The sequence below is a fragment of the Tessaracoccus sp. ZS01 genome, from assembly GCF_022342445.1.
Lineage (GTDB): Bacteria > Actinomycetota > Actinomycetes > Propionibacteriales > Propionibacteriaceae > Arachnia.
Genome location: NZ_PQFE01000005.1, coordinates 45,077 through 70,980, shown reverse-complemented (window position 1 = coordinate 70,980; position 25,904 = coordinate 45,077). Strand labels below are relative to the sequence as shown.

The following is a 25,904-nucleotide window of genomic DNA, read 5'->3' as shown; positions in this document are numbered from 1 at the left end:
CGCGCATGAGCCTCAACCTCAGCCGCGCGCAGCGTCTCGACGAACTGCCCTACACCCGCAAGCACAGCAAGCTGCTCTTCGGCTCCGGCATCGGCTGGGCCCTGGACGCGATGGACATCGGGCTCATCTCCTTCATCATGGCCGCGCTCGCGTCGGAGTGGGGGCTGGGTTCCGGGCAGCTGTCCATGCTGGCCTCCATCGGTTTCGTCGGGATGGCGGTGGGCGCCTCGCTGGGCGGGCTGCTGGCAGACAGGATCGGCCGCCGCCAGGTCTTCGCCCTCACGTTGCTGATCTACGGCATCGCGACGGGGATCTCGGCCCTGTCCACCGGCCTGGTGATGCTGATCGTTCTGCGCTTCATCGTCGGAGTCGGCCTCGGCGCAGAACTTCCGGTGGCGTCCACCCTCGTCAGCGAGTTCGCGCCGCGCAAGATCCGCGGCCGCGTCGTGGTGGCGCTCGAGTCGTTCTGGGCCATCGGCTGGCTGGGCGCGGCCACCATCGGCTACTTCGTCGTGCCGTCCGAGAACGGTTGGCGGTGGGCGCTCGCCTTGGGCGCGGTGCCGGCCGCTTACGCGCTGTTCGTCCGCTTCGGGCTGCCCGAATCTGTCCGTTTCCTGGAGGCGAAGGGCAGGCACGCGGAGGCGGAGCGGGCGGTGCGCGAGTTCGAGCACGCCGCGGGCGTCACCGTCGACGACCGCGACAAGGCGCCCGATGCCCCGGTCACCGCCGCAGCGAAGGTGACGAAGAAGGAACTCTTCGGCGATCGCTTCCGCCGGCGCACCGTCGCGCTGTGGCTGGTGTGGTTCGGGATCAACTTCTCCTACTACGGCGCCTTCATCTGGCTGCCGACGCTGCTCTTCGAGGGCGGCATGACACTGGTGCGCTCGTTCGAGTTCACGCTGTACATGACGCTGGCCCAACTCCCCGGCTACCTCGTCGCGGCCATCCTCATCGAGGTGTGGGGCCGTCGCCCCACCTTGGTCACATTCCTGGGCGGCTCCGTCGTCGGTGCCCTCGCCTTCGGCATGGCGCCCGCCATCGCCGAGTCGCTGGCGCCGGGCAGCGCCTCCGCCGCCTATGCCATCACGCTGGCCGCCGGCTGCACGTTGAGCTTCTTCAACCTCGGCGCCTGGGGCGCCCTCTACGCCATCACGCCGGAGGTGTATCCGACGGCGGTGCGGGCCAGCGGTGCGGGCGCGGCCACGGCGTTCGGCCGGATCGCGGCCATGGCCGCACCGCTGCTGGTGCCCGTGATCGTGGGCGCAGCCGGCCGGCCCACGCTGTTCATGGTGCTGGGTGGCATGTTCGCCATGGCCATGGTGGCCGCGTGGTTCCTCCCCGAATACACCGACAAGGCGCTCGAGGAGGCGTGACCACGCGAGCTCCGGGCGCGCCTCACCGAGCCGCCGCGACTCATTCGTCCGGGTCGACCTGCGGCAGCTTGGCGTAGGAATCCGCTCCGTAGCTGCTGAAGTAGTGCTCCATGGTGTCGGTGGACAGCGCCGTGGCCAGCATCTCCAGGCGACCCTGGTCCACCACGTCGACCGACTGCCCGTCGATCGTCGCGAACCCGCGGATGGGTGCCTGCAGCATCCGCACCCCGTCGGCCCCGAAGATCCGCAGCTGCGTGCCCAGGTTCGTGACGTACCCGTTGGTCATCTGGTCGTCCACCGTGAGGGTGTCCGCCACCTGCCCCACCACGTCGTTGAACCGCGTCGGGTTGGTGATCGTGTCCGGCGTCGCCAGCTTGCGGATGATGGCCTTGACGACGGTGCGCTGCCGGTAGGCGCGGTCGAGGTCGCCGTTGGGCAGCGACTTGCGCTCCCGGACGTAGGTCAGCGCGCGCTCGCCCTCCAGGCTGATCTCGCCCTCCTCGAACCTGTTCGCGCCCTGCCCCGAGGCCCACGGGTTGTAGACGGTCACGCCGCCGACGGCCTCGGTGAGGTTGACGAAGCCCTCGAAGTCGATGACCACGGTGTGGTCCATCCGCACGCCCAGCAGGCTCTCGAGCGTGCGCACCGTCAGCGGCGCGCCGCCCCACGCGTAGGCGGCGTTGATCTTGGCCTCGCCCCGCTCGGGCACCTCCACCCACATGTCGCGGGGGAAGGAGATGAGGTAGACGTGCTCGCGGTCGCCGGAGACGTGGGCCACCATGAGCGAATCGGAACGGCCGGTGTCGCCCTCCCGGGAATCCGAGCCCATGAGCACGAAGTTGACCGGGGCGGTGGCCTCCGGCTTCTCCGGATTGGGAGCGGCGGGGGAGGGGCGGCCCACATACTCCGACGGCGTGAGCCCCGGGTCGCGCTCGATGCTGTCCAGTGCCACCCAGCCCCGGCCGACGTAGAACGCCACGACCAGGGCGGGGATGAGCAGCACGAGGATGCACACCATGAACAACACGAACAGCGGGCCGCGCCGCTTCTTCGCGCGGCCCGCCCCGTCGTCGGTGCCCTGCTCCGGGGTCTCGTCGCCGTACTGGTCATCCTCGGGGTGGGCTCGCTTCATGCCCCTCATTGTGGCCGGTGTCCGTCGGGTGGCCAACCGCACCCTCCGCGTCTGTGTGACGCCCCGGCGGGACGCCGACCGGGGGAGCGTTCTAGGCTGGGCCCATGAACACTCCGGTAGACGCCACTGCCACAGAGGCCTGGGCAGACCTTCGCATCCTCAAGGACGCTCTCGTCCCCGACCTGCGCCACTGGTTCGAAGCTGATCCGCACCGCGCCGAGGAACTCACCTTCGACCTGGCCGACCTCCGGGTGGACCTCTCCAAGAACCTCATCACCGAAGACGTCGTGGGCGCGCTGGTGCGCCTCGCAGAGCAGGTCAATCTGCCCGAGCGTCGCGACGCGATGTTCAACGGTGAGCGCATCAACGTCACAGAGAACCGCGCGGTGCTCCACACGGCACTGCGCCTGCCGGCAGATGCCGAGCTCACCGTCGACGGGCAGGACGTCGTGGCAGACGTGCACGAGGTCCTCGGGCGCATGTACGCGTTCGCGGACCAGGTCCGCTCGGGCGAGTGGAAGGGCGTCACCGGCAAGCGGATCGAAACGGTGGTCAACATCGGCATCGGCGGCTCAGACCTGGGCCCCGTGATGGTCTACGAGGCCCTGTTGCCCTACAAGCAGGACGGCCTGGAGTGCCGCTTCATCTCCAACATCGACCCCAACGACTGCTACGAGCAGGTCAAGGACCTTGATCCCACCACGACGTTGTTCATCGTCGCGTCGAAGACCTTCACCACGCTGGAGACCCTCACCAACGCACGCATGGCCCGCGACTGGCTGCTGAACGCGCTCGTCGCCGACGGCGCCGTCGACGATTCCGACGAGGCCCGGGGCGGTGCGATCGCCAGGCACTTCGTCGCGGTCTCGACGGCGCTGGACAAGGTGGCCGAATTCGGCATCGACCCCGCCAACGCGTTCGGCTTCTGGGACTGGGTGGGCGGCCGCTACTCGGTCGACTCCGCCGTCGGCCTGCCGGTGGCGATCGCGATCGGGCCGGACGGGTTCCGTGATTTCCTGGCCGGCTTCCACGCCGTCGACACGCACTTCCGCACCGCGCCTGCCGAGCGCAACGTGCCGCTGCTGATGGGCCTGATCAACGTCTGGTACGTCAACTTCTTCGACGCGCACAGCCACGCGGTGCTGCCCTACGCCCAGTACCTGCACCGGTTCGCGGCCTACCTGCAGCAGCTCACCATGGAATCCAACGGCAAGTCCGTGCGCTGGGACGGCAGCCCCGTCACCACCGAGACCGGGGAGATTTTCTGGGGCGAGCCCGGCACCAACGGCCAGCACGCGTTCTACCAGCTGATCCACCAGGGCACCCGCATCATCCCGGCAGACTTCATCGCGGTGGCCAACCCGGCGCACCCCGTCAAGGACGGCGAAACCGACGTCCACGGGCTCTTCCTGGCCAACTTCTTCGCGCAGACGGCCGCGCTGGCGTTCGGCAAGACCGCCGAGGAGGTCCGCGCCGAGGGCACTGCGGAGGAGATCGTGCCCGCCCGCGTCTTCGAGGGCAACAAGCCCACCACCTCGATCATGGCGCCGGCGCTCACCCCGTCGGTGGTGGGCCAGCTCATCGGCCTCTACGAGCACATCACGTTCGTCCAAGGCGTCGTGTGGGGCATCGACTCGTTCGACCAGTGGGGCGTCGAGCTCGGCAAGAAGCTCGCCCTGGAGATCGCCCCGGCGGTCTCCGGTGACGCCGAGGCGCTGGCCCAGCAGGACCCGTCCACGCAGTCCCTCGTCAGCTGGTACCTACAGAACCGTGACTGAACCGCAGCCCTCCACCCGGCCCCGACGGTGGCGCACCGCGCTGATCGCCGTCGGGGTGGTCGCCCTGCTGGGGGCGCTTCCGGTGGTGTTGAGCGCGGGGAGGGTGGCGTTTCTCGCGTCCGGTCACGTGCACACGGTGCAGGACGTGCCGGAGCGGCCCGTGGGCATGGTGCTCGGCGCCAAGGCTGACCCCTCCGGGCCGTCGGCGTTCCTCGCCGCCCGGCTCGACGTGGCGCTGCGCCTGTTCCAGGAGGGCAAGATCCGCGCCGTGCTGGTCACCGGCGACGGCGGGGCCGACGCGAACAACGAGCCGCTCATCATGCGCCGGTACCTGGAGGCGCGGGGCGTGCCGGCGGACCGGATCGTCGAGGACCCGGCAGGCTTCGACACCTACGACTCGTGCGTGCGGGCCCGCGACGTGTTCGGCGTGGCGGAGATGACCGTCATCACGCAGGACTACCACCTGGGCCGCACCATCGCGATCTGCCGCGAGGTGGGCGTCGACACCGTCGGTGTCGGCGACACCAGCATGCTCGGCCGCTTCCCCTACAACTGGGTCAAGGGCTGGGTCCGCGAGTTCCCGGCGAACCTCAAGATGGAGTGGGACCTCCTCACCGGGCGGCGCCCACAGGCGGACGCGCCGGACCCGTCGCTGCTGGCCGCGGCCCAGTCCTGAATCTGGCGCCGGGCCGCGTGCCGTTGTCCGTCGGTGGCGGGGGCGGTGTTACCGTCTTAACCGCAAGCCCCCCCACTTCCCCGGAAGGTGCTCACCGTGAAGAGACTGTTCGCCCTGATGTTCATCGTCGCCGTTGCGCTCGCAGGGCTGGTCGCCCCGCGGGCGGAGGCAGACGAGGCGTCGCAGAAGGCCAACGTCGCCGACATCGCCGCCATGGTCGATGCGCACAACGCCATCCGGGTGTCCAAGGGACTCAAACCGTTGAAGTTCGTGCCGAAGGTGGCCGCGGCCATCGCGCAGGACTGGGCCATCTCCATGCAGAAGGCCGGCAAGATCTCCCACAACGACGACTTCCGCTGGGACGGGGCCGAGGCCTGGGGCGAGAACGTCGGCTGGAACGTCGGCTATGCCAATCCTGTCCAGACGATGATGGACGACTGGATGGCCTCGGACAGCCATCGCGCCAACATCCTGGAGGCGTCCTACACCCACATCGCCGTGGGCCTGGTGCGCTCTGAATCAGAGATCTACGCCGCGGTGAACTTCTACAAGGAGCCGCTGATCGACGCCGGCACCGCCTATGACTCGGGAACGCAGTGGCTCACCGCCGTGCAGCAGAACATCACCGCGATCAACCCGGCGAAGGCCGACGACGTCTACTCCAAGACCGGCACCTACGCCTACAACAACCGCCTGTGGAAGGTGGCCTGCGAGCCGTATTCCCAGACGCAGCGCTGCCGCACGGACATCTGGGCCACCGTCATCTCCTACAAGAGCGGCAACTACCAGCGCAGCACCGGCTGGGCCTTCAACAACCTGACCTACCAGCCGTCGGCGCGCAGCCTGTGGGCGGGCAACCCGTTGGCCACCAAGGGCGACCACGTCATCAGCGGCCGCAAGTGGCGCACCGACTGCGACTCCGCCGCCACCGGGCGCAACGGCTGCCGCTCCTACATCCAGGCTCCTGTCGTCACCGCCACCGCCAAGGCCGGCGGCGGCTACACGTTCACGTCGAAGGTCGACTACGTCTTCAACAACATCGTCCGCTTCAAGTAACACTCCGCAGTGGTGCGCGGCCCCGCGGGGGTCTAGTGTGACGCCGTGCTCAACGCGCTACGTCGGCTGTCCCCGGTGCGGGCGATCTTCGTCGCCTTCACGACGGCGGCCTGGGTGGGGATCGGCCTCCTCATGCTCCCGATCTCCAAGCGGGGCGCCGGTGGCGCCTCGCTGATCGAGGCCATCTTCACCGCCACTTCCGCCATCTGCGTCACGGGCCTCACCATCGTGGACACGGCGTCCTACTGGACGCCGTTCGGGCAGGTGGTCATCCTCGCCCTGATCCAGATCGGTGGCTTCGGCGTCATGACGCTGGCCACCCTGATCGGCCTGACGGTGCTGGGTAAGCTGTCGTTGCGCTCACGCCTCACCGCCGCCGTCGAGAGCCACATGGAGGGCCCGGGCGGGGTGCCCCATGTGCTGGGCGGCATCATGAAGACCACCGTCGCGATCGAGGCGGCGACGGCCCTGCTGCTGACGCTGCGGTTCTGGCTGGGGTACGGGCACAGCCTGCCCCAGGCGGCGTGGCACGGGCTCTTCCACTCGGTGTCGTCGTTCAACAACGCGGGCTTCGCCCTGTTCGCGGACAGCCTGATGGGCTTCGTGGGCGACCCCTGGCTCCTGCTGCCGATGGCGGGCGCCACCATCCTGGGCGGCCTCGGCTTCCCCGTGCTGCAGCAGCTGTGGCGCCACCACGCCGACCTCCTCGCGTGGACCATGAACACCCGCATCGTGGTGATCATGACGCCCCTGCTGCTGGTGGGCGGCACCGTTTTCATCACGGGCCTGGAGTGGACCAACCCCGGCACGCTCGGCCCCCTGGCGTGGGACGACAAGCTGCTGGCCGGCTTCTTTCAGTCAGTGCAGACCCGCACCGCCGGCTTCAACTCGATCGACATCGGCGCCATGCACGCCGTCACGCTGTTCGGGATGGACGTGCTGATGTTCATCGGCACCGGCCCGGCCGGCACGGGCGGCGGCATCAAGGTGACCACGTTCGCCGTCCTCTTCTTCATCATCTGGACGGAGGTGCGCGGCGACACCGCCGTCCACATCTTCGGCAAACGCCTCTCGCGCGCCGTGCACCGGCAGGCCATCTCCGTCGCGCTGTTGGCGGTGGCGCTGGTGGTGCTCGCCACCATGATCGTCCTGTTGCTGAGCCCCTTCCGCCTGGACGACGTCCTCTTCGAGGTGATCTCGGCTTTCGGCACGGTGGGGCTGTCCACCGGCATCACCGCGCAGTTGGATGCCGGTTCGCAGTTGGTGCTGTGCTTCCTCATGTACGTCGGCCGCCTCGGCCCGATCACGTTCGCCTCTGCGCTCGCCCTGAGCCCCCGCAAGCGGCTCTACGAACTCCCCAAGGAAAGGCCGATCATTGGTTAATCTGCGCCCCCTCAAGAGGCCGGGCAACGTGCCCCTGGCCGACAGCATCGTCATCATCGGGCTGGGCCGGTTCGGCCAGTCGCTCGCGCTCGAACTCATGCACGACGGGGCCGACGTCCTGGCCATCGACCGCGACGAGGACCTGGTCCAGCAGTTCAACGGCAGGATCACCCACGCGGTGCTGGCGGACGCCACCCGCGAGGACGTGCTGCGGCAGCTGGGGATCCACGAGGCCACGCATGCCGTCGTCGCCATCGGCGACTCCGTCGAGGCCAGCCTGCTCACCAGCTCGCTGCTCATCGGCTTCGGCATCCCGCACGTCTGGGCCAAGGCCGTCTCGGACGCCCACGGCCGCATCCTGGAACAGATCGGCGTGCACCACGTCGTCCATCCGGAGCGGGAGAGCGGCGTGCGTGTGGCACACCAGGCGCGCGCCCAGCTGAAGGACTACATCGATCTGGGTGGCGGCTACGCGCTGGTGCGCACCACCGCGCCCGCGGCGGTGCTCGGCAAGCCGTTGCGCGAGGTGCACGTCCGCTCCGAATTCGGGGTGACGGTCATCGCCTCGAAGCGCGCGGACGGCCGCTGGGTGGACGTCTCAGGCGACTCCGTGTTGTCGGCAGAGGACGAGATCCTCGTCACCGGCCCCATCGAGAAGGCCGAGCGGTTCCACCTGACCTGAGCCGGTCGTCGGCTCACCAGGTGGAGACGCTGCGCCCCATGCCGTAGTAGGTCCAGCCCGCGTCGGCCCAGTCGTGCGGGTTCAGCACGTTGCGGCCGTCGATGATGTTGGGCGTCTTGACCAGGTCGATCAGCGACGCGGGGTCCAGGTCCACGTACTCGCGCCACGGGGTCAGCAGCATGACGACGTCGGCTCCTGTGACGGCCTCCTCGACCGTTTCGGGGACGTTGAGCTCCGGCTGGCGCTGCCGCAGCGTGTGGGCGGCTGCGGGGTCGACGACGGCCAGTTCCGCGCCGCGGGCCCAGAGCCGGCCGGCGATGTCGAGGGCAGGGGAGTCGCGCAGGTCGTCGGTGTCCGGCTTGAAGGTGATGCCCAGCACGGCGATCTTCTTGCCGACCAGGCGGCCCCCGACGGCCTCCTCTGCCAGGTTGACGGCGTGGTCGCGGCGGCGCAGGTTGATGGTGTCGACCTCGCGCAGGAACGTGAGCGCCTCGTCGACGCCCAGCTCACCGGCGCGGGCCATGAAGGCACGGATGTCCTTGGGCAGGCAGCCGCCGCCGAAGCCGATGCCCGCCTGGAGGAACTTCTTGCCGATGCGGTCGTCGTGCCCGATGGCCTCGGCCAGCCGCGTGACGTCGCCGCCGGTGGCGTCGCACAACTCAGCCATGGAGTTGATGAACGAGATCTTGGTGGCGAGGAAGCTGTTGGCCGCCACCTTCACCAGCTCCGCCGTGGGGTAGTTGGACAGGATGAGAGGGGTGCCCGCGGCCAGCGGGATGGCGTAGCACTCGTCGAGGAGGGCCTTGGCGCGGTGGCCGCTCTCCTTGTCCTCGGACAGGCCGTAGACGATGCGGTCCGGCGTCAGCGTGTCGTTGACCGCGTAGCCCTCGCGGAGGAACTCCGGGTTCCAGGCCAGGAGGATGTCCTTGCCGGAAGCGGCGAGCTTCGCGGCGATGCCCTCGGAGGTGCCCACCGGCACCGTCGACTTGCCGGCCACCAGCACGGGTTGTCCGTCCTCGGGCACGACGGCGTGCTCGAGGATGGTGTCGACCGCCTGGTTGACGTAGGTGAGGTCCGCCCCGAGCCTGCCCTGGAGCTGCGGCGTGCCCACGCCGATGAAGTGGATCTGGGCGTCGGCGATCGCCGAGGCGTCCGTGGTGAAGCGCAACCGGCCGGTGGACACGTGCTTGAGGAGCAGTTCCGGGAGCCCGGGCTCATGGAACGGCGCAATCCCCTGCGAGAGTTTCGCGATCTTCGCCTCATCCACGTCCAGGCCCACCACATCGTGGCCCAGCTCGGCCATGCAGGCCGCGTGTACAGCTCCCAGGTAACCGCAACCGATCACAGAAATGCGCATGGCCCACAGATTAGCCAGGAATCGGGGGGGAGGGTGCACGCTCCGCGCGTGCTGCGGGATGATGGAGCAGCACACACTCTTCCGGAGGTCACAGTGGATCCCATCATCAACGCCCGCTCCACCGTCGAGCATGGCCAGGCCACGCTCGGCATCGAGTTCGGCTCCACCCGCATCAAGGCCGTGCTCATCGGCCCGGACCTGCAGCCCATCGCCACCGGCGGCCACGAGTGGCGCTCCACGTTGGCAGACGGCGTGTGGACCTACAGCCTCGACGCCGTGTGGTCGGGCGTGCAGGCCGCCTACGCGGACCTGGCCGCAGCGGTGCGCGAGGCGGCCGGGGTCGAGCTGAAGCAGGTGAAGGCGCTGGGCGTCTCGGCGATGATGCACGGCTACCTGCCGTTCGACGCCGACGGCCAGCTGCTCACCCCGTTCCGCACCTGGCAGAACACCATGACGCAGGACGCGTCCGCGGAGCTCACGCAGCTGTTCCAGCACAACATCCCGCAGCGGTGGAGCGTGGCCCATTTGCAGCAGGCCATCCTGCGCGGCGAGGAACACGTCGGGTCCATCGACTTCCTCACGACCCTGGCCGGCTACGTCCACTGGAGGCTGACGGGCCAACGGGTGCTGGGCGTCGGCGACGCCAGTGGCATGTTCCCCATCGACGTTGCCACCGGCACCTTCCATGAGCGGATGCTCGGGCAGTTCGACGAACTGGTCGCAGATCGTGGCTACGGCTGGAAGATCGGCGACATCCTGCCCGCCGTGCTGAGCGCGGGTCAGGACGCCGGCACGCTCACCGACGAGGGCGCGCGCCTGCTGGATCCCACCGGCGCGCTGCAGCCCGGGGCGCCCATGGCGCCGCCGGAGGGCGACGCGGGCACCGGCATGGTGGCCACCAACGCCGTCGCCCAGCGCACGGGCAACGTCTCGGCCGGGACGTCGATCTTCGCGATGGTCGTGCTCGAGGGTGAGCTGAAGGCCCTGCACGAGGAGATCGACCTGGTCACGACGCCGGCCGGCGACCTGGTCGCCATGGCGCACTGCAACAACGGCGCGGTGGACCTGGCGGCCTGGGTGTCGCTGTTCGGTGAGGCGCTGGCCGCCTGCGGCGCCGAGGTGGACACCACCACGCTCTTCGAGTCGCTGTACCGCGCCGCGCTCAACGGCAGCCCCGACGGCGGGGGGATGCTCGCCTACAACTACCTGGCGGGCGAGCACGTCGTCGGCATGGAGGAGGGTCGTCCGCTGTTCGTGCGGCACCCCTCCAGCGCGTTCAACCTGGCCAACTTCATGCGCACCCACCTGTTCTCGACGTTCGGCGCGCTGCGCGTCGGGATGGACGTGCTGCTGAAGGACGAGGGCGTGCGGCTCGATTCGCTGTTCGCCCACGGCGGGCTGTTCAAGACGGAGGGCGTCGCGCAGGGCTTCCTGGCCGCCGCGATGAACACCCCGGTGTCGGTGGGCGAGGTCGCCGGTGAGGGCGGTGCCTGGGGCATGGCACTGCTGGCCGCGTTCCTCGACGCGGGCGACGTGAGCCTGGGCGACTGGCTGGCCACGAAGGTCTTCGCCGGGGCCGAGATCTCGACGATGGACCCGGACCCCCGCGACGTCGAGGGCTTCAACCAGTTCATGGAGCGCTACCGTCGGGGCCTCGCGATCGAACGAGCCGCGGTCGACGCCAGCTGATCTCGCCGGGCTCCGTTGAGGCCGGCACTCGGGGTGGGGCCCCGGTTCCGCAGGGTCTGATCGGGGCCCGCCCCCCAACCCGGTCGGGCCCCATCAGCCCCCGCTCATTGCGCGCCGGTGCGGCCGAACGGCCGTCGGTTGGGACTGCTTCACGTCAGGTGAAACAATGGCCCTCATGCAGTCTCTCCCCGCGCTCCTGGACGCGCGTCTCCGTGAGGTCACCGGCGTCGACCCCGAGATGCGTCCCGCCACCAAGCCGCAGTTCGGTCACTTCCAGTCCAACGTCGCGTTGCGGCTGGCCAAGCAGCAGGGTCGGCCGCCGCGCGAGGTCGCGGCGGAGATCGTGGCCAAGCTGGACGTCGACGACCTGTGCGAGCCCCTGGAGATCGCGGGCCCCGGCTTCATCAACTTCCGGATGCGCTCCGACGTCCTCGCGGCGGCTGTGTCGTCGCTGCTGGAGGACCCCCACGGCGGCATCAACCCCGCCAACCACCCGCAGCGCGTGGTCATCGACTACTCGGCGCCCAACGTGGCCAAGACGATGCACGTGGGCCACCTGCGGACCACCATCATCGGCGACTGCTTCAACCGCGTCCTCTCCGCGCTCGGTCACACGGTGATCCCGCAGAACCACATCGGCGACTGGGGCACCCAGTTCGGCATGCTCATCGAGCAGGTCCTCGACGAGGGGCTCGACGTCACCAAGCTGAGCCTCGACGAGGCGGATGCGCTCTACAAGCGCGCCGCCGGCCGGTTCAAGGAGGACGCCGAGTTCGCCACGCGTGCCCGCGCCCGCGTCGCCGTGTTCCAGGGGGGTGACGAGCAGTCGCTGAGCATCTGGCAGCAGCTCGTGGACATCTCCAAGCCCGCCTTCAACGAGGCCTACCGCCGTCTGGGTGTGAAGCTCACCGACGACGACCTCGCCGGCGAATCCACCTACAACGCCGACCTCCCCGTCCTCGTCAAGGAGCTTGAGGAGAGCGGGGTCGCCGTGGTCGACGACGGCGCCCTCTGCGTGTTCGTCGACGGCTTCGAGGCGCCCCTGATCGTGCGCAAGTCCGACGGCGGCTACGGCTACGCCACCACGGACCTGGCCGCGATCCGTCGCCGCGTGAACGAACTGCACGCCGACCGGATCATCTACGTCACGGACCTGCGCCAGGCGGGTCACTTCGCGCAGGTCTTCGCGGCCGCGCGCAAGGCGGGCTTCCTGCCCGGCGATGTCACCGCGCAGCACGTCGGCTACGGCATGGTGCTCGGCACCGACGGCCGCCCCTTCAAGACCCGCGACGGCTCCGCCGCCACCCTGGGCTCCCTGCTCGACGCGGCCGAGGAGGTCGCGGCGCCGAACATCGCGCTGGCCGCGATCAAGTACGCCGATCTCTCCAACGGCCTGCAGAAGGACTACACCTTCGACGCCGAGCGCATGGTGCAGACCACCGGCGACACCGGCCCCTACCTGCAGTACGCCCACGCCCGGGTCAACCAGATCCTGCGCAAGGCCGAGGCCGAGGACATCCACTGGGGTTCGGTCACCGTGCTCGAGGAGCCGGCCGAACAACAGCTCGCGCTGCTACTGAGCGGGTTCGGCGAGACGGTCGACGAGGTGGCCCACCACCTACAGCCCCACAAGCTCTGCGCCTACCTCTACGACCTGGCTGGAGCGCTCGCGTCGTTCTACGAGGCGTGCCCGGTGCTGAAGTCCGAGGGCGACGTGCGCGCGTCGCGCCTCGCCCTGTGCGCGGCGACGAAGCAGGTGCTGGCCAAGGGCCTCGATCTGATCGGCATCGACGCGCCGGACCGGATGTGACCCACCGGGAGGTCGCGCCGCTCCCGCGTACCTGACGCGGATCGCGGGTTCCGGGGGGCATCGCTGCGTGTTAGGTTGCCTCGTGGGTTCACGAGAGGCAGCAAGACCCGGCACCTTCGGCCGCGTCCTGGGCAACACGGCGGCGGCCATGCTGGGCACCGCCTTCATCTGGTTCGGCATCACCTTCTGGGCCTACCTCGAGACCAGGTCCGTGCTCGCGACGTCGTTCCTCGGCGGCGCCTACATGCTGGGCATGGCGGTGATGGGCGTACCGTTCGGCACCCTGGTGGACCGGCACCACAAGCACAAGGTGATGGTGGCCTCCGCCGTCGGAACCGCTCTGGTGTTCCTCCTGGCCGTGGCCGTCTATCTCCTGACGCCGCCCGAGGTCCTCGTCGACCTGGGGCGGCCGTGGTTCTGGGTGTTCTGCCTCCTGGTGCTCTCCGGGGCCATGCTCGCCAGCATCCGCTCCATCGCGCTGGCCACCTGCGTGACCATCCTCGTGGAGTCCGACAGGCGCGCCAACGCCAACGGCCTGGTGGGCACCGTCAACGGCATGACCATGATGGTCACGGGGATCTTCTCCGGCCTGGCCATCGGACAGCTGGGGCTGTTCTGGACGCTGATGATCTCCCTGGCCATCGTGCTGGTCTCCCTGGTGCACCTCCTGACCATCCGGATCCCGGAGCCGGAGATCGTGCACGCCGAAGGGGCGCCGAAGGCCGTGGACTTCAAGGGCGCGTGGCTCGCCGTCGCCGCCGTCCCGGGGCTGATGGGGCTGATCTTGTTCTCCACCTTCAACAACTTCCTGGGCGGCGTCTTCATGGGCCTGCTCGACCCGTACGGCCTGGAACTGGTGTCCGTGGAATGGTGGGGCATCCTGTTCGGCCTGTCGGGCGTCGGCTTCCTGATCGGCGGCGGCATCATCGCCAGGAAGGGCCTGGGCCGGCTCCCGCTGCGCACGCTGCTGTTCGCCAGCCTGGCCATGTGGGTCATCGCCGGGGCGTTCACCATCCGCGATTCCGTCGTGCTCCTGGTGGCGGGCCTGGTGACCTACATGGCGCTGATGCCGTTCATCGAGGGCGCCGAGCAGACCCTGCTGCAACAGGTGGTGCCGTTGGCCAAGCAGGGCCGGGTGTTCGGGTTCGCGCAGGCCGTGGAGGTGTCGGCGGCCCCGATCAGCGCCTTCGTCATCGGGCCGATGGCCCAGTTCTGGCTGATCCCCTACGCGGAGTCGCCCTCCGGGCGGCGACAGTGGGGCTGGTTGCTGGGGCACGGCGACGCCCGGGGCATCGCGTTGGTGTTCGTGATCGTCAGCATCGGCGGCCTGATCCTGACGACGCTGGTCTTCTTCACGCGCACCTACCGACGGCTCAACGCCACGTACGAGGCGGGCGACGTGAACCTCGGCGTCGCCACGCCCGGGGCATCAGACCCCGTCCCCGGTCCGGACCCGCTGGGCAAGGGGCACAGCGAGTCCTGACGGTGTCAGTGCGGCTTGGCGAGGAGGTCCGGGTTCTCCGCGGCGTCCTGGGCGGCGATGGCCGCACCGATGATGCCCGCGCGGTTGCGCAGCTTGGCCGGGATGATCTCCGTGGTGAGGTTGAGTTGCGGGCCGAACTTGTCCCAGTCGCGGCTCACGCCGCCGCCGACGACGAACAGGTCCGGCGACAGCAGCATCTCCAGGCGCGAGTAGTACGGCTGCAGGCGCTCCTCGGTCCAGACCTGGTAGGACAGGCCCTCCTTGTCCTTGACCGACGAGGCGGCCAGGGTCTCGGCGTCCTTGCCCATCATCTCGATGTGGCCCAGTTCGGCGTTGGGGATCAGCACGCCGCGGTAGATGATCGCGGTGCCGATGCCGGTGCCGAGCGTGGTCAGGATGACGAGGCCGGGGTGGCCCTTGGCGGCGCCGAAGTGCACCTCGGCGAGACCGGCGGCGTCGGCGTCGTTGACCAGCGTGATCTTGCGGCCGAGCTTGTCCTCGAGGAACTGGTCGGCCTGCAGGCCGGCCCACTTCTGGTCGAGGTTCGCGATGAACGGGATGCGGCCGTGCACCACGGGGGCCGGGATGGTGATGCCGACGGGACCGTCACCGATCTGGTCCTTGAACTCCTCGATGATGTCGGCGATGACGGCTGCGACGTTCTTCGGGGTGGACTTCTCCGGCGTGGGGATGCGCTTGCGGTCCGTCAGGAAGTCGCCAGCTGCCAGGTCGACGGGTGCGCCTTTGATGCCGGAGCCGCCAACATCGATGCCAAGGATGATGCTCATGACGCACAAGCGTAGCGGAGCTTGGCACGATCAAATAGGGCGCACCCGGATTGCTGGGACTCAGGCGGTGGCCCGGGCGATCCGGGCGCGGGCGACCTGTTCGTCGAAGACCCGCCGGGCGTCGGCCTCGTCGAGGTGGTAGAGCTTCTGGGTGACCGGGCCGTCGGTGGTGTGGACGTGCACGTGCGCTAGTTTCAGGCGGCGCTGCAGGGGGCCCTGGTGGATGCTGGCCGACTGCATCCGCCGATGCGGCACGATGCTGATGACCCGCTCGAGCAACCCGTGCTGCGTCACGACGACGTGCTCGCCGATGCCCCAGGTGTGGCTGCTGAAGTTGAACGGCGTGAGCCAGCGGGCCCGTTCCGGCTGGGGGTGCGCCTGCACCTGGGTGAGGTCCACCTCAGGCCACAGGGCGCGCAGCACGGTGAGCACGTCGTCCCAGGTCCCGTAGGGGAGGACGACGGCGTTGGTCTGCCGGTTCTCATCGCCGGACGGGTCGCCGTAGCCCAGCACCGTCACCGTCATCTGGTAGAGCCCGGTGGCGCGCTGCAGGAGGTCCTGCTTGATCGCCACGCCCTGGATGCGGTTGGGGCGCAGGCCCTGGCTGGTGGTGCTCAGTGCACCGCGCGTGAGCCGGAGCGCGCCGTCGCTGCGCGTCATGCGGAAGTTCCAGTTGCGGCCGGTCTGGTTCCAGATCCAGCCGCCGATGCCCAGGGCCGCGGCGAGCATGGTGACGGGCGTCTGGGCGAGGAGCGCGAAGACCACCAGGATGCCGCCGCCCACCACGGCAGCCCCGGTGCCCAACGACACGAGTGCGCCCAGCAGCAGGTTGCTCGCCGGCACCGCCACCACCAGGTCCTCCCGGGCCTGGGGGAGTTGCGCCGGGGGCTGGCCGCCCAGGGGGGGCACGGCGTCGGCCGGGTACTGCGGAGCGCCGACGGGGATGTGGGCCTGCCGCATCCGCGCGACGAGGTGCTCGCGCAGCGACTCTGCGCGGCTGAGGGAGAGGAACGCCAGGTCCACACCGCCGGCACCGCCGACGTCGATGTGCACCTTGGCCAGCCCCATGAGCCGCGCTATGAGCGGTTGGGAGACCTCGACGGACTGCACCTTGGTGTAGTCCACCTTCGTGGAGGTCTCGGAGAGGAAGCGTCGCTCGACGCGAAACTCGTCGTCGTCGGCGATGAACGTGGTGGTGCGCCAGGTGAAGATCCCCGAGATGCCGGCGATCAGCGCCACGAGGAGCAGACCGCCGCCGATGAACAGGGCGCTGCTGCCGAAGCCCGAGGAGCCTTCGAGGATCTCGCGCGTGATGAAGTAGCCGCCCGCCACCAGCGCGATCCCGCCGCGGGCGAGGCCCGTGAGGGGATGGGGACGCTCGATGATCTTGGCGCGGGGGGCCTGCGGCTCGAACGGGTGGGGCGGCGGGAAGGTCGTCGGGTCGAGCTGCTGCACCGGGGTGTCGTCCTGGGGGACGATCGGCGGAGGCGGAGCAAAGGACGGCGCCACCACCGGATCTGCCGCCTCGACGCGGTCCGCCGGATCCGGGGGAGGCAGGGGCGGGAGGAAATCAGGCCCGTGGGTCATCAGATCCCGGCCTGCTGCTGCTCGCCGCGGGCGATCAGGCGGTCGCGCAGAGCGGCCGCGTCAGCGGCGGGGAGTCCCGGGATGGTGACGGTGCCGCTGGTGGACGACGTGATCATCTGCACGGTGGCAAGGCCGAACAACCGGTCGAGCGGCCCGGACTGGACCTGGACGAGTTGCATGCGGCCGTAGGGCACGCACTGCAGGCTCCGGCTCCAGAGGCCGCGGGTGAGGTAGACGTCCTCGTCGCGTTCGGCGTAACCCCACCGTCGGAAGACCCGCGGCGCGCGGATCATCCGCCACGCGATCACCACCACCGCCAGGGCGAAGAAGGACCAGCGCATCCAACTGGTGCCCCACAGGAGCACGGGCACCGCGAGAAACGCGAAGAAGAACCCCCATCCCAGCGGGATGAGGATCATTTTCTGGGTCAGGTAGTTACCGGAGAGACGCTGCCAGGGGGTGCCGGGCGGGTCGAACAGGTCATTCATCAACGGGTGAACCTCTGGTATTTGCGGACGCGGGTCGTGTCGGGGCCCAACACGGTGACCTCACCCATGATGAAGGTGCCGACAAGCCGCAGCCGGATGCCGTCCGGGTGGGGCACGGCACCGTCCACCTTCGATTCGCCCATGATCATGTTCAACCGGGACAGGTCCACGGAGACGCCCTCGGGCACGCGGATGCTGATCTCGCCCATGAGCCCGCCGACGTTGATGGTGGTGTCGCGGCTCTCGAAGGCCGCGCCCACCAGGTCGATCCTGGCATCACCCAGCCACGAGTTGACCGTCACGTTGGAAGCGATCGTGTGGAGTTGGCCGGGCTTGAACGTCGACATGACGGCGTTGCCGCCGGTGAACGCGTCGATTCCAGGCACGGCGGGCGGCCCGGCGAATTGGGCGGGCACCGGCCTGCGGTCCGGCGACCCCGCCGGGGTGGGGGCCGAATACGGTTCGACGACGGGCTGGGGCTGCGGGGCCACCAGATCGGTCGTCAGGGGGGTGAGGTCGCCGAAGGTCTTGGCGTCGTAGGCCTTGGCGATGCGGTCCGCGTGTTCGTCGAACGTCAGCCGCCCGTCGGCGTAGGCGTTGTTCAGCAACTGCGCCACCAATTCACGGTCCTGGTCCGCGCACCGCAGTTCCTGCAGCCGGTTCTGTTCGATCGACATGGATCCACTGTAGGTCGTCGACCCGTCCCGCCGACAGCCGGGAGGGCCGCGTCCCGGGTCAGTTCAGGGATGCCACGGATGGCCGTTGCTCGCGGGCGCGGAACGGCCCACGGGCCGGGCCTCGCCGCTCTAGGGTGGGCACATGGCAAAGCGCATCGGGATTCTGACGGCAGGCGGCGACTCGCCCGGCTTGAACGCGGCCATCCGCGGCTTCGGCAAGGCGGCGATCGGGCAGCACGGCATGGAGCTGCTCGGCTTCCGTTCCGGGCTGAAGGGCCTCGTCGAGAACAACTTCCAGGTGCTCGACTCGGACGCGCTGTCGGGCATCCTCACCATCGGCGGCACCATCCTGGGCACCTCGCGGGACAAGCCGCACAAGATGGTGATCGACGGCGAGGTACGCGACATGACGTCCACGATCGTCGAGAACTACGAGAAGAACGACCTCGACGGCCTCGTGTGCATCGGGGGCGGCGGCACGGCCAAGAACGCAAAGCGCCTCGCCGCGGCGGGGCTCAACGTCATCCACCTGCCGAAGACCATCGACAACGACATCGCGCACACGGAGACCAGCTTCGGCTTCTCCACGGCGCTGGGCATCGCGACGGAGGCCGTGGACAGGCTGCACTCCACAGCCCACTCGCATCACCGCATCATCGTCGTGGAGATCATGGGCCACAAGGCCGGCTGGCTGGCGCTGGGCGCAGGCATCGCCGGCGGGGCCGACGTGATCCTGATCCCGGAGATCCCGTACTCGGTGGAGGCCGTGGCGGAATCGGTCCACCGGCGGGCCGCCTCGGGCCGCAACTTCTCCGTCATCGCGCTGGCCGAGGGCGCCCGCGACGAGAAGGACTCGGCGGACCTGGCCGCTGCGGAGGTGCTGCGCAAGCACGCCTCCACCGCGGAGGCGAAGGCCGCCGCAGACAAGCACCGCGACGCGGTGGTGGCGAGCCACCGCAACAACGCCTTCAAGCTGGCCGAATCGCTCGAGCAGATCACCGGGCTGGAGTCGCGCGTGACCATCCTGGGGTACGTGCAGCGCGGTGGCATCCCGGACGCCAACGACAGGGTGCTGGGCACCCTGCTGGGATCTGCCGGGGCGGATCTCGTGGCGGAAGGCACCTTCGGTATCACGGTCGCTTCGCAGTGCGGCGCGGCGGTGCCCGTCCCGCTGGAGGACGTCGCCGGCAACCTGAAGACCGTGCCCGTGGACCACGAGTGGGTCCGCGCCGCGCGCGGGGTCGGCACCAACCTGGGCGACTGAATGGCCACGAAGGTGGAACGCCGCCGGCCGCGGTGGGTCGTGGTGGGCGTCGTGCTCGCACTCGTGCTGACCATGGTGCTGGCGGGCTACCTCTACATGCGTCCGCTGCTGCGGACGGGCACCGGCTATGCGGCGCACAGCCTGTGCGCGGTCACGGAGATCGCGGGGCGCACCGACGCCTCGGAGGACCTGCCGCCCAACCCCCTGGTGCCCTTCCTGACCCAGTTCAAGAACGGCAGCTACGCCTACGTCAACGTGCTGGGCGTGCTGGCGGGCCAGACCGCCTACTACACGGAGGGCCTGGGCTGCACCCTGTCGCCGCGACGCCCCGTCTTCCCGACCTCCGAGGCACTGCCGCCCACCACCCTGCTGACGGACGAGCCGGCCTTGGACGCCTCCCTCGACGACGCGATCGGACGCGCTTTCGGCGACGGGCTGTCCGACGACGAGGCGGGGGCGCTGGGCACCCGTGCCATCGTGGTGGTGAAGGACGGCGTCATCGTGGGCGAGCGCTACGCCGACGGCTTCACGGCGAACACGCCTCAGCTCGGCTGGTCGATGACCAAGTCCGTGACGAACCTCCTGACGGGTCGTGCGGTGATGCAGGGGGCGGTCGCCCTCGACGACGCCAACCTCCGCCCGGAGTGGACGGATGAGCGCGCTGGGATCACCGTCGACCAGTTGCTGCGGATGACCAGCGGGCTGGAATGGGATGAGGAGTACGACCTGGGCACGCCCATCACGGAGATGTTGTTCAACTCCGACGACATGGCGGCCTACGTCGCCGGGCAGCCCGCGGCGCACGAGCCGGGGACGTTCCAGCAGTACTCGTCGGGGTCGACGAACCTGGTGTGTTCGGTCCTGAACGATCGTCTGGGGGCGGGCCCGACCATGCCGCGCGAACAGTTGTTCGCCCCGCTCGGGTTGGCCTCAGCGGTGCTGGAACCGGACGCGGCCGGCACGCCGGTGTGCGGGTCCTACCTGTGGGCCACGCCCCGCGACTGGGCCCGGATCGGCCAGTTCGTGCTGGACGACGGCGTGGTCGACGATGTCCGGCTGCTGCCGGAGGGCTGGGTCAAGGAGTCCACCACCGTCGTGCCGCTGACCGGCGCCGACACCGGGGAGTACGCCACGGAGGAGGCGGGTTACGCGTCGTCGTGGTGGACGAACCTGCGCGGCGACGGGACCCTGGCCCACCCGGACCTCCCCGAGGACCTGTTCTGGGCGCAGGGCCACGACGGCCAGCGGATGTATGTCGCGCCCAGCCTGGACCTGGTGGTGGTGCGGATGGGGTTCACGCCCGAGTCGCGCGACCTGGGGCTCGCCGAGCTGATCGAGGCCGCCGCCGCCTCCTGAGGGACGCCCCGGCGAGACCAAGCGGTCAGCTCAGGGGCGGGTCGCCTGGGCGAGCAGTTCGATGATGTGGCGGTAGGTCTGCCCGGTGGCGCGGGTCATGGCGAGTTCGCAGGTGCGGTTGGTGGACGCGTACGCGGCGAACTGCCGACCTCCGAGTTCCTCGGCCATCTCCCGCGTCGCCGACTCCGTCAGCTCGGGGTGCAACACCCCCCGGTCGCCGGCCCAGCCGCAGCAGGCCCAGCTGTCCGGCACCACCACGTCGTCGCTGATGGCGTTGGCGATGGCCAGCAGGTGCTCGTTGATCCCCATCCGGGTGGACGCACACGTGGGGTGCAGCGCGATGGAGTCGATGGGGTGGGTGACCTTCAGGTGCGGGAGGAGGTGCTCCGCGGTGAACTGGACGAGGTCGAGGACCTCGATGTCGTGCCCCTCGGCCATCTCCTGGAGCGCCAGGGCGCAACTGGAGGCGTCGATCACGATGGGCAGGCTGGCGCCGTCGGGGCCGTGCACGTCGATGCTCTTGAGGGTCTTGGCCGTCATGATCTCGTAGCCCTCGACGAGCCCCTTGGCCTTCCAGGGGGCGCCGCAGCACAGGTCTGTGGCGTTGATCAGCGAGACGGAGACGTCCGCCCGGTTGGAGACGTCGCGGAACGCCTGGAACGTGCCCTGCCCGGCGGGGGCGAGGACCGTCTGGAGGCAGCTGGGGAAGTACGCGGCGACCCCGTAGATGCGGCCGCGGTCCCTCCGGTGCGGCCTGCGCTTCAGGCCGGCTCCGCGAGGCAGGTCCTCGTCGTACCCGGGGACGGCCTCCTCGCCGAGCCGGCGTCGGCCGGCGCTGGTGACGGCCAGGGCGAGCGGGGTGGTGGTCTTGGCCATGGTGAGGGCCGCGGAGCCCATCCGGGTGGCCAGCCCCCAGTGCTTCGCCGCCGACGTCCAGGCGGTCTTCTCCACGCCCTGCGCGAGTTCCTGTCGCTGGTGACGCACGAGGTCGCCGACGTTGATGCCGAGGGGGCACGCCACCGAGCACATTCCGTCGACTGCGCAGGTCTCGATGGCGGCGTAGAGGTAGTCGTCGGTGATCTGGTCGAGCAGCTCGTGGTCCGACTGGCGGGCGGCCAGTTCGCGGCGCAGCACGATGCGCTGGCGGGGGGTGATCGTCAGGTCGCGCGAGGGGCACACCGATTCGCAGTAGCCGCACTCGATGCAGGAGTCCACCTCCGGCTCGATGGTGGGCATGAGCTTGAGGTTGCGCAGGTGCTCGTCGGGGTCGTCGGAGATGATGACGCCGGGGTTCATGATGCCCGCCGGGTCGAAGAGGTGCTTGATCTCGCGCATCACCTCGTACAGCTCGTCGCCGTACTGGGCGTTGACGAACGGCGCCATGGCGCGCCCCGTGCCGTGCTCCGCCTTGAGGACGCCTCCGCGGCGCAACACCTCGCGCACCAGGCTGCGGGTGAACTTCCGGTAGCGCAGCAGACCGGCGGGCTGATCGAAGCGTTCGCTGAGCAGGAAGTGGATGTTGCCGTCACGCGCATGGGCGAACAGGGGCACGTTGTCGATGCCGTAGCCGTGCTTGTCGAACAGCACGTCGAGGGCCTTGCACATGTCTGCGAAGTTCTCGAGCGGCAGGCTCAGGTCCTCCAGCATGGTGGTGGTGCCAGAGGCACGCGCGCCGGCCACCAGGGCGTAGAGGCCCCGGCGCAGTTCGATGAGCGCGTTGCGCTGCGTGGGATCCGTGGTGAGTTCGACGACGTCCACTGCGTTCAGTTCGCCCAGCGCCTTCTCCGCCCGGGCAACGCGCTCTGCGAGGTTCTCCGCTGAGGTGTCGTGGAGCTCGACGAGCAGCACCGCCTGCGTGGTGAGGTCCGCGTCGCGGATGATCGACGGCGCGGTGGGCTGCTCGCGCACGACGCGCAGCGCCGCCACGTCCATCAATTCGATCGCCTCGAACCCGTGTTCGACGAGTCCCTGGGCGGCGGTGGCCGCGGCGTCGAGGTTGGGGAACACCGCGAGCGCCGCCGCCGAGTGGCTGTAGCGCGGCACGGTGCGGAACGTGGCCTCCGCGACGAACCCCAGCGTGCCCTCGGAGCCGACCAGCAGGTGGGGGATGATGTCGACGGGGCGGTGGAACTCCAGCAGCGCGTTGATGCCGTAGCCCATGGTGTTCTTGATGCTGAAGAGGCGGTTGATCTCGGCGATCGAGGTGGGGTTGGTGCGCAACCGGTTGCGCAGCATGTGGAGCCCGCCGATCAGCTTGGTCTCCTCCAGCCGGAGAGTGATGTCGGCCGTGGGATCAGCGGTGTCGACGATGCGTCCGCTTGGCAGGACGAACACCATCGACTCGAGCGTGTGATAGGCCGTCTCGTGGTTGCCGGCCAGCATGCCGCTGGAATTGTTGGCGATGATGCCGCCGATGGTGCACGCCACCTCGCTGGTGGGGTCCGGCCCCATCCGCCGGCCGTACGGCGCGAGCCGCGCGTTGACCGCCGCGAGAGTGGCTCCGGCTCCGGCGCGGACCCGTTCGCCGCCGTCGAGGACCTCCACCCCGCGGAAGTGTTTGCGCACGTCGACCAGCACTCCGTCGGTCACCGACTGCCCGCACAGGCTGGTGCCGCCTGAGCGGAACGTGATGGGCTGACGGATGAAGGAGGCCTCCGCCATCAGGTCTGAGACGTCCTCCACGCTGGTGGGGGTGACGACGGCGGCCGGCGTCAACAGGAAATGTGACGCGTCGTGGGCCATGGCCAGGCGCGTGATGGCGCGCTCATCCCGTTTGAGGTGGGGCTGTGCGTCAGTCACGGCTCCAAGCCTACTCATGTCCTGCCAATTTCGGGGTGCTGCGGACGGGGGCTGGATGCCTGCTAGTCTTGGGTTCGCAAACGCGGGCGTAGCTCAATGGTAGAGCGTCAGCTTCCCAAGCTGAACACGCGGGTTCGATTCCCGTCGCCCGCTCCATTGCTGCCCGGAGCTATTCGTCGGCAGCTTCCACCAGGGCCTCGCGCTGATCCGTCACCCGGTCCTCCACCTTGCTGAACAGCCAGGACGCGATGACGCCCACCACCAGGAGCACGACGGCGAAGAGCACCGCGTTGGTGAAGCTCAGGTCTGCGGCGCGCAGCCCCTCGGCGGAGAAGGCGGGGAAGACCACCGTCGGGAAGATGGCGAGCGAGGAACCGACCACCATGCCCAGGATGAAGTGGTACATGCCCGCGTAGTGGCGGTCGAAGGCCCACGCTGCGGCCTTGGCGAAGATCAGCACGCAGACGATGAGGCCCAGCGCGAGCGGGATGACCGTGCCCAGGTCCAGCGCCTTGATGCCGCTGGCCATCTTGTCGTAGAGGCCGAAGTAGATGAGGAAGTTCGAGGGGCTCATGCCGGGGACGATGAGGCCCAGGCCGATCAGGGCGCCGGAGCCGAACCAGGCGGGGATGCTGGGCTCCACGTGCAGGAGTTCGCCGGACTGGCCGCCCACCAGCATCAGCGCGAAGATCGCGGCGGCGGAGACCGCCATGATGACGAGGTGTTGGGTGCTGCGCCCGCGCTTGCCGGCCTGGTAGTAGAGCGACGGGAATGTGCCGATGACGAAGCCGATGAACAGGCACACGAACTGCGCGGCGTACTTGCCGAAGGCCGCCTCGACCACGACGGCGAAGCCGAGGATGCCGAGCCCGACGCCGATGCCGACGGGGATGAAGAACAACACGTTGCGCAGGAAGTTGCGGCGCGGATTGGCGAGGAAGCGGATCAGCGGGTCGTAGAGCTTGAAGATCACCGCGAGCACGCCACCGGACAGGCCTGGCAGGATCGCGCCGACGCCGACGGCGATGCCCTTGAGGAGCCGGGCCATCCAGCGACCGAAGGAATCCGGCTGGAGAACGGGGGACGCGTCAGTGTCGCGGTGCTCCGACTCGACGGGGGTCTCGCTCATGCAGATCGTGCTTTCTCTCGAGGGCGCCTCCACTGTAGACCGGGCCGCACGCTCGGGTTAATTTCCGCACGGGGTCTTGCGCAGCCGTCGTCCCAGTGCCAAGGTGTTTTCCATGATGATGAGGCTCTGAGCGCGCGGGTTTTCCCAGGCGTTGTCGCTGTGTGTGCCGATGTGTTTCGCGGCCCCGGGCAACGCCGCTGCAGCCTTTCCCGACGACCTCATCGCACCTCTTTAGGACTCATCATGAACATCTTTGAAATCCCTCTGCCCGAACTGGCCTCCGACCCCGATTGGGCGGACCACAAGCGGCTCGAAACCGAATGCAACCGCGAGATCATCGGCGGGCCCGAGTGGGACGTCGATCCGGAGGCGGATCTCGTCTCCGCCAGGGCCGAGAAGGAATGGGCCACCCGGTGGTTCCTGGCCCGCGACGCCGAAGTCGCCGCGGGGTGGGCGCGCACAGCCCGCAACATGGTGGACCAGCCGGAGCTGGCCTACGTCACGCTGTACGTCACCCCGTCCCACCGTGGGACCGGGTTGGGGCAGGCGCTGGCCGACACGGTGCGCGAGGTGCTCGTGGCCGAGGGCGTCACCCTGTTCCAGGTGTGGATCACCACGAACATCGTCGACGCGCCGCTGAGGCCGTCGTCGGGCTTCGGTGGAGTGGACCCCGGCCATGGGGGAGTGAAGCTGGCGCTGGCGAATGGGCTGAAGCTCAAGCAGGCGGAGCGCGTCAGCCGGTACGACTTCGCCCGGCCCCTCGTCGATCCCGCCGAGGCGCTGGCCGAGGCGCAGGGGGTGGCGGGTGCCGACTACGAGGTGGTCACCGTCGAAGGGCAGATGCCCGAGGGAATGTTGGCGGGCTACGCGGTTCTGATGGAGCGGATGGCGGTGGATCCCCCGCAGGGTGAGCTCACCGTCGTGGAACGCACATGGGACGCCGAGCGCGTCCGGCAGGCCGAGGCGGTACGGCTGTTGACCGACCGGATCTACCGGGCCGTGGTGCGGCACCTGCCCACCGGAGACCTGGTGGCGTTGAGCGAGATGCATGTGGACCGGGCCAATCCGCTGGCCTTCGTGGACCAGTGGGACACGATCGTGCTGCCGGACCACCGGGGCCACCGGTTGGGCATGCTCGTGAAGGCCGCCAACCTGATCCAGGTGCGCGACAAGGAGCCCAACGCCCAGGCCATCCTGACGTGGAACGCCGAGGAGAACCGCCACATGCTGCAGGTCAACGAGGCGCTGGGCTTCTACCCGGTCTACGCCGAGGGCGGCTTCGAGGCCAGCGTGGCGGAAGCTGTGGACAACGGTGAATCGGTGGTCTGACCGGCCACAGTGCTGCCATGGAACATGGCAATGAAATTCGCAGGGAGATTCCTGCCACATCGCCCGTA

20 protein-coding genes and 1 tRNA gene are annotated in these 25,904 nt (G+C 69.2%); 13 read left to right on the top strand and 8 right to left on the bottom strand.

What is annotated here, in order from left to right; all coding sequences use genetic code 11:
• Positions 1-5 precede the first annotated feature (5 nt).
• Entirely contained in the window at positions 6-1,373 is a 1,368-nt protein-coding gene (locus C3E87_RS07385) for an MFS transporter (protein WP_076061157.1), read from the top strand.
• Positions 1,374-1,413: 40 nt separating this feature from the next.
• Here C3E87_RS07385 and C3E87_RS07380 read toward each other — a convergent pair whose 3' ends face one another.
• A complete protein-coding gene (locus C3E87_RS07380) occupies positions 1,414-2,505 on the bottom strand; it encodes an LCP family protein (RefSeq protein WP_076061155.1) in 1,092 nt (363 codons plus the stop codon).
• Positions 2,506-2,609: 104 nt separating this feature from the next.
• On the opposite strand from C3E87_RS07380, the gene pgi reads away from it, so the two are divergent.
• The 5 genes from pgi to C3E87_RS07355 all read left to right on the top strand — a co-directional run bounded on the left by pgi (position 2,610) and on the right by C3E87_RS07355 (position 8,080).
• Positions 2,610-4,283 carry a glucose-6-phosphate isomerase gene (pgi, locus tag C3E87_RS07375; RefSeq protein ID WP_076061153.1) on the top strand — a complete coding sequence of 558 codons (1,674 nt, stop codon included), beginning with the start codon at positions 2,610-2,612 and terminating at the stop codon, positions 4,281-4,283.
• 40 nt (positions 4,284-4,323) lie between these two features.
• Complete coding sequence (locus C3E87_RS07370; protein WP_083665490.1) at positions 4,324-4,959, top strand: vancomycin high temperature exclusion protein; 636 nt, start codon at positions 4,324-4,326, stop codon at positions 4,957-4,959.
• A 96-nt stretch (positions 4,960-5,055) separates the two neighbouring features.
• Positions 5,056-6,015 (top strand): CAP domain-containing protein, encoded by a 960-nt coding sequence (locus tag C3E87_RS07365; RefSeq protein WP_076061149.1) that lies wholly within the window; start codon positions 5,056-5,058, stop codon positions 6,013-6,015.
• A 45-nt stretch (positions 6,016-6,060) separates the two neighbouring features.
• Positions 6,061-7,398, top strand: coding sequence for a TrkH family potassium uptake protein (locus C3E87_RS07360; RefSeq protein ID WP_076061146.1), 1,338 nt, complete (start codon positions 6,061-6,063; stop codon positions 7,396-7,398).
• Complete coding sequence (locus C3E87_RS07355) at positions 7,391-8,080, top strand: TrkA family potassium uptake protein (RefSeq protein ID WP_198928237.1); 690 nt, start codon at positions 7,391-7,393, stop codon at positions 8,078-8,080. Before C3E87_RS07360 ends, C3E87_RS07355 begins: the two co-directional genes overlap by 8 nt.
• Positions 8,081-8,093: 13 nt before the next feature.
• On the opposite strand, the gene C3E87_RS07350 is transcribed toward C3E87_RS07355, so the two are convergent.
• A complete protein-coding gene (locus tag C3E87_RS07350; protein WP_076061144.1) occupies positions 8,094-9,437 on the bottom strand; it encodes a UDP-glucose/GDP-mannose dehydrogenase family protein in 1,344 nt (447 codons plus the stop codon).
• Positions 9,438-9,530: 93 nt separating this feature from the next.
• Between C3E87_RS07350 and C3E87_RS07345 the strand changes: the two genes are divergently transcribed.
• From C3E87_RS07345 to C3E87_RS07335, 3 genes are all read left to right on the top strand, one after another.
• Complete coding sequence (locus C3E87_RS07345; RefSeq protein ID WP_198928236.1) at positions 9,531-11,126, top strand: xylulokinase; 1,596 nt, start codon at positions 9,531-9,533, stop codon at positions 11,124-11,126.
• A 166-nt stretch (positions 11,127-11,292) separates the two neighbouring features.
• A complete protein-coding gene (gene argS / locus C3E87_RS07340; protein ID WP_369819258.1) occupies positions 11,293-12,936 on the top strand; it encodes an arginine--tRNA ligase in 1,644 nt (547 codons plus the stop codon).
• 82 nt (positions 12,937-13,018) lie between these two features.
• Positions 13,019-14,419: an MFS transporter gene (locus C3E87_RS07335; protein WP_076061142.1), complete on the top strand. Its 1,401-nt coding sequence runs from the start codon at positions 13,019-13,021 to the stop codon at positions 14,417-14,419.
• A 5-nt stretch (positions 14,420-14,424) separates the two neighbouring features.
• On the opposite strand, the gene ppgK is transcribed toward C3E87_RS07335, so the two are convergent.
• From ppgK to C3E87_RS07315, 4 genes are read right to left on the bottom strand one after another with little or no spacing between them, the layout of a single operon-like run.
• Positions 14,425-15,207, bottom strand: a complete 783-nt coding sequence (gene ppgK, locus C3E87_RS07330) for a polyphosphate--glucose phosphotransferase (protein WP_076061140.1) — start codon at positions 15,205-15,207, stop codon at positions 14,425-14,427.
• A 60-nt stretch (positions 15,208-15,267) separates the two neighbouring features.
• Complete coding sequence (locus tag C3E87_RS07325; RefSeq protein ID WP_076061138.1) at positions 15,268-16,794, bottom strand: PH domain-containing protein; 1,527 nt, start codon at positions 16,792-16,794, stop codon at positions 15,268-15,270.
• The gene (locus C3E87_RS07320) at positions 16,794-17,282 is read right to left on the bottom strand and encodes a PH domain-containing protein (RefSeq protein WP_076061136.1); all 489 of its coding nucleotides are present in this window, start codon (positions 17,280-17,282) and stop codon (positions 16,794-16,796) included. The genes C3E87_RS07325 and C3E87_RS07320 overlap by 1 nt, the downstream gene beginning before the upstream one ends.
• Positions 17,282-17,959, bottom strand: a complete 678-nt coding sequence (locus C3E87_RS07315; protein WP_076061134.1) for a DUF1707 domain-containing protein — start codon at positions 17,957-17,959, stop codon at positions 17,282-17,284. Before C3E87_RS07315 ends, C3E87_RS07320 begins: the two co-directional genes overlap by 1 nt.
• A 142-nt stretch (positions 17,960-18,101) precedes the next feature.
• On the opposite strand from C3E87_RS07315, the gene C3E87_RS07310 reads away from it, so the two are divergent.
• A complete protein-coding gene (locus C3E87_RS07310; RefSeq protein WP_076061132.1) occupies positions 18,102-19,223 on the top strand; it encodes a 6-phosphofructokinase in 1,122 nt (373 codons plus the stop codon).
• Entirely contained in the window at positions 19,224-20,579 is a 1,356-nt protein-coding gene (locus tag C3E87_RS07305; protein ID WP_076061130.1) for a serine hydrolase, read from the top strand.
• A gap of 30 nt (positions 20,580-20,609) precedes the next feature.
• On the opposite strand, the gene C3E87_RS07300 is transcribed toward C3E87_RS07305, so the two are convergent.
• Positions 20,610-23,378, bottom strand: coding sequence for an FAD-binding and (Fe-S)-binding domain-containing protein (locus C3E87_RS07300; RefSeq protein WP_198928235.1), 2,769 nt, complete (start codon positions 23,376-23,378; stop codon positions 20,610-20,612).
• Between the two features lie 82 nt (positions 23,379-23,460).
• Between C3E87_RS07300 and C3E87_RS07295 the strand changes: the two genes are divergently transcribed.
• Positions 23,461-23,534: transfer RNA gene (locus C3E87_RS07295), tRNA-Gly, on the top strand.
• A 13-nt stretch (positions 23,535-23,547) separates the two neighbouring features.
• Here the strand turns inward: C3E87_RS07295 and C3E87_RS07290 are convergent.
• Positions 23,548-24,507, bottom strand: a complete 960-nt coding sequence (locus C3E87_RS07290) for a DUF368 domain-containing protein (protein WP_198928234.1) — start codon at positions 24,505-24,507, stop codon at positions 23,548-23,550.
• Positions 24,508-24,750: 243 nt separating this feature from the next.
• On the opposite strand from C3E87_RS07290, the gene C3E87_RS07285 reads away from it, so the two are divergent.
• The gene (locus C3E87_RS07285; RefSeq protein ID WP_198928233.1) at positions 24,751-25,836 is read left to right on the top strand and encodes a GNAT family N-acetyltransferase; all 1,086 of its coding nucleotides are present in this window, start codon (positions 24,751-24,753) and stop codon (positions 25,834-25,836) included.
• The last annotated feature ends 68 nt before the right edge of the window (positions 25,837-25,904 follow it).

What these genes read in the sequence shown, in the direction of transcription:
- C3E87_RS07310 (WP_076061132.1), top strand. Translation starts at nt 18,102, where the DNA reads ATGGCAAAGCGCATCGGGATTCTGACGGCAGGCGGCGACTCGCCCGGC.
- argS (WP_369819258.1), top strand. Translation starts at nt 11,293, where the DNA reads ATGGCCCTCATGCAGTCTCTCCCCGCGCTCCTGGACGCGCGTCTCCGT.
- ppgK (WP_076061140.1), bottom strand. Translation starts at nt 15,207, where the DNA reads ATGAGCATCATCCTTGGCATCGATGTTGGCGGCTCCGGCATCAAAGGC.
- C3E87_RS07320 (WP_076061136.1), bottom strand. Translation starts at nt 17,282, where the DNA reads ATGAATGACCTGTTCGACCCGCCCGGCACCCCCTGGCAGCGTCTCTCC.
- C3E87_RS07385 (WP_076061157.1), top strand. Translation starts at nt 6, where the DNA reads ATGAGCCTCAACCTCAGCCGCGCGCAGCGTCTCGACGAACTGCCCTAC.
- C3E87_RS07285 (WP_198928233.1), top strand. Translation starts at nt 24,751, where the DNA reads ATGAACATCTTTGAAATCCCTCTGCCCGAACTGGCCTCCGACCCCGAT.
- C3E87_RS07315 (WP_076061134.1), bottom strand. Translation starts at nt 17,959, where the DNA reads ATGTCGATCGAACAGAACCGGCTGCAGGAACTGCGGTGCGCGGACCAG.
- C3E87_RS07325 (WP_076061138.1), bottom strand. Translation starts at nt 16,794, where the DNA reads ATGACCCACGGGCCTGATTTCCTCCCGCCCCTGCCTCCCCCGGATCCG.
- pgi (WP_076061153.1), top strand. Translation starts at nt 2,610, where the DNA reads ATGAACACTCCGGTAGACGCCACTGCCACAGAGGCCTGGGCAGACCTT.
- C3E87_RS07350 (WP_076061144.1), bottom strand. Translation starts at nt 9,437, where the DNA reads ATGCGCATTTCTGTGATCGGTTGCGGTTACCTGGGAGCTGTACACGCG.
- C3E87_RS07380 (WP_076061155.1), bottom strand. Translation starts at nt 2,505, where the DNA reads ATGAAGCGAGCCCACCCCGAGGATGACCAGTACGGCGACGAGACCCCG.
- C3E87_RS07305 (WP_076061130.1), top strand. Translation starts at nt 19,224, where the DNA reads ATGGCCACGAAGGTGGAACGCCGCCGGCCGCGGTGGGTCGTGGTGGGC.
- C3E87_RS07290 (WP_198928234.1), bottom strand. Translation starts at nt 24,507, where the DNA reads ATGAGCGAGACCCCCGTCGAGTCGGAGCACCGCGACACTGACGCGTCC.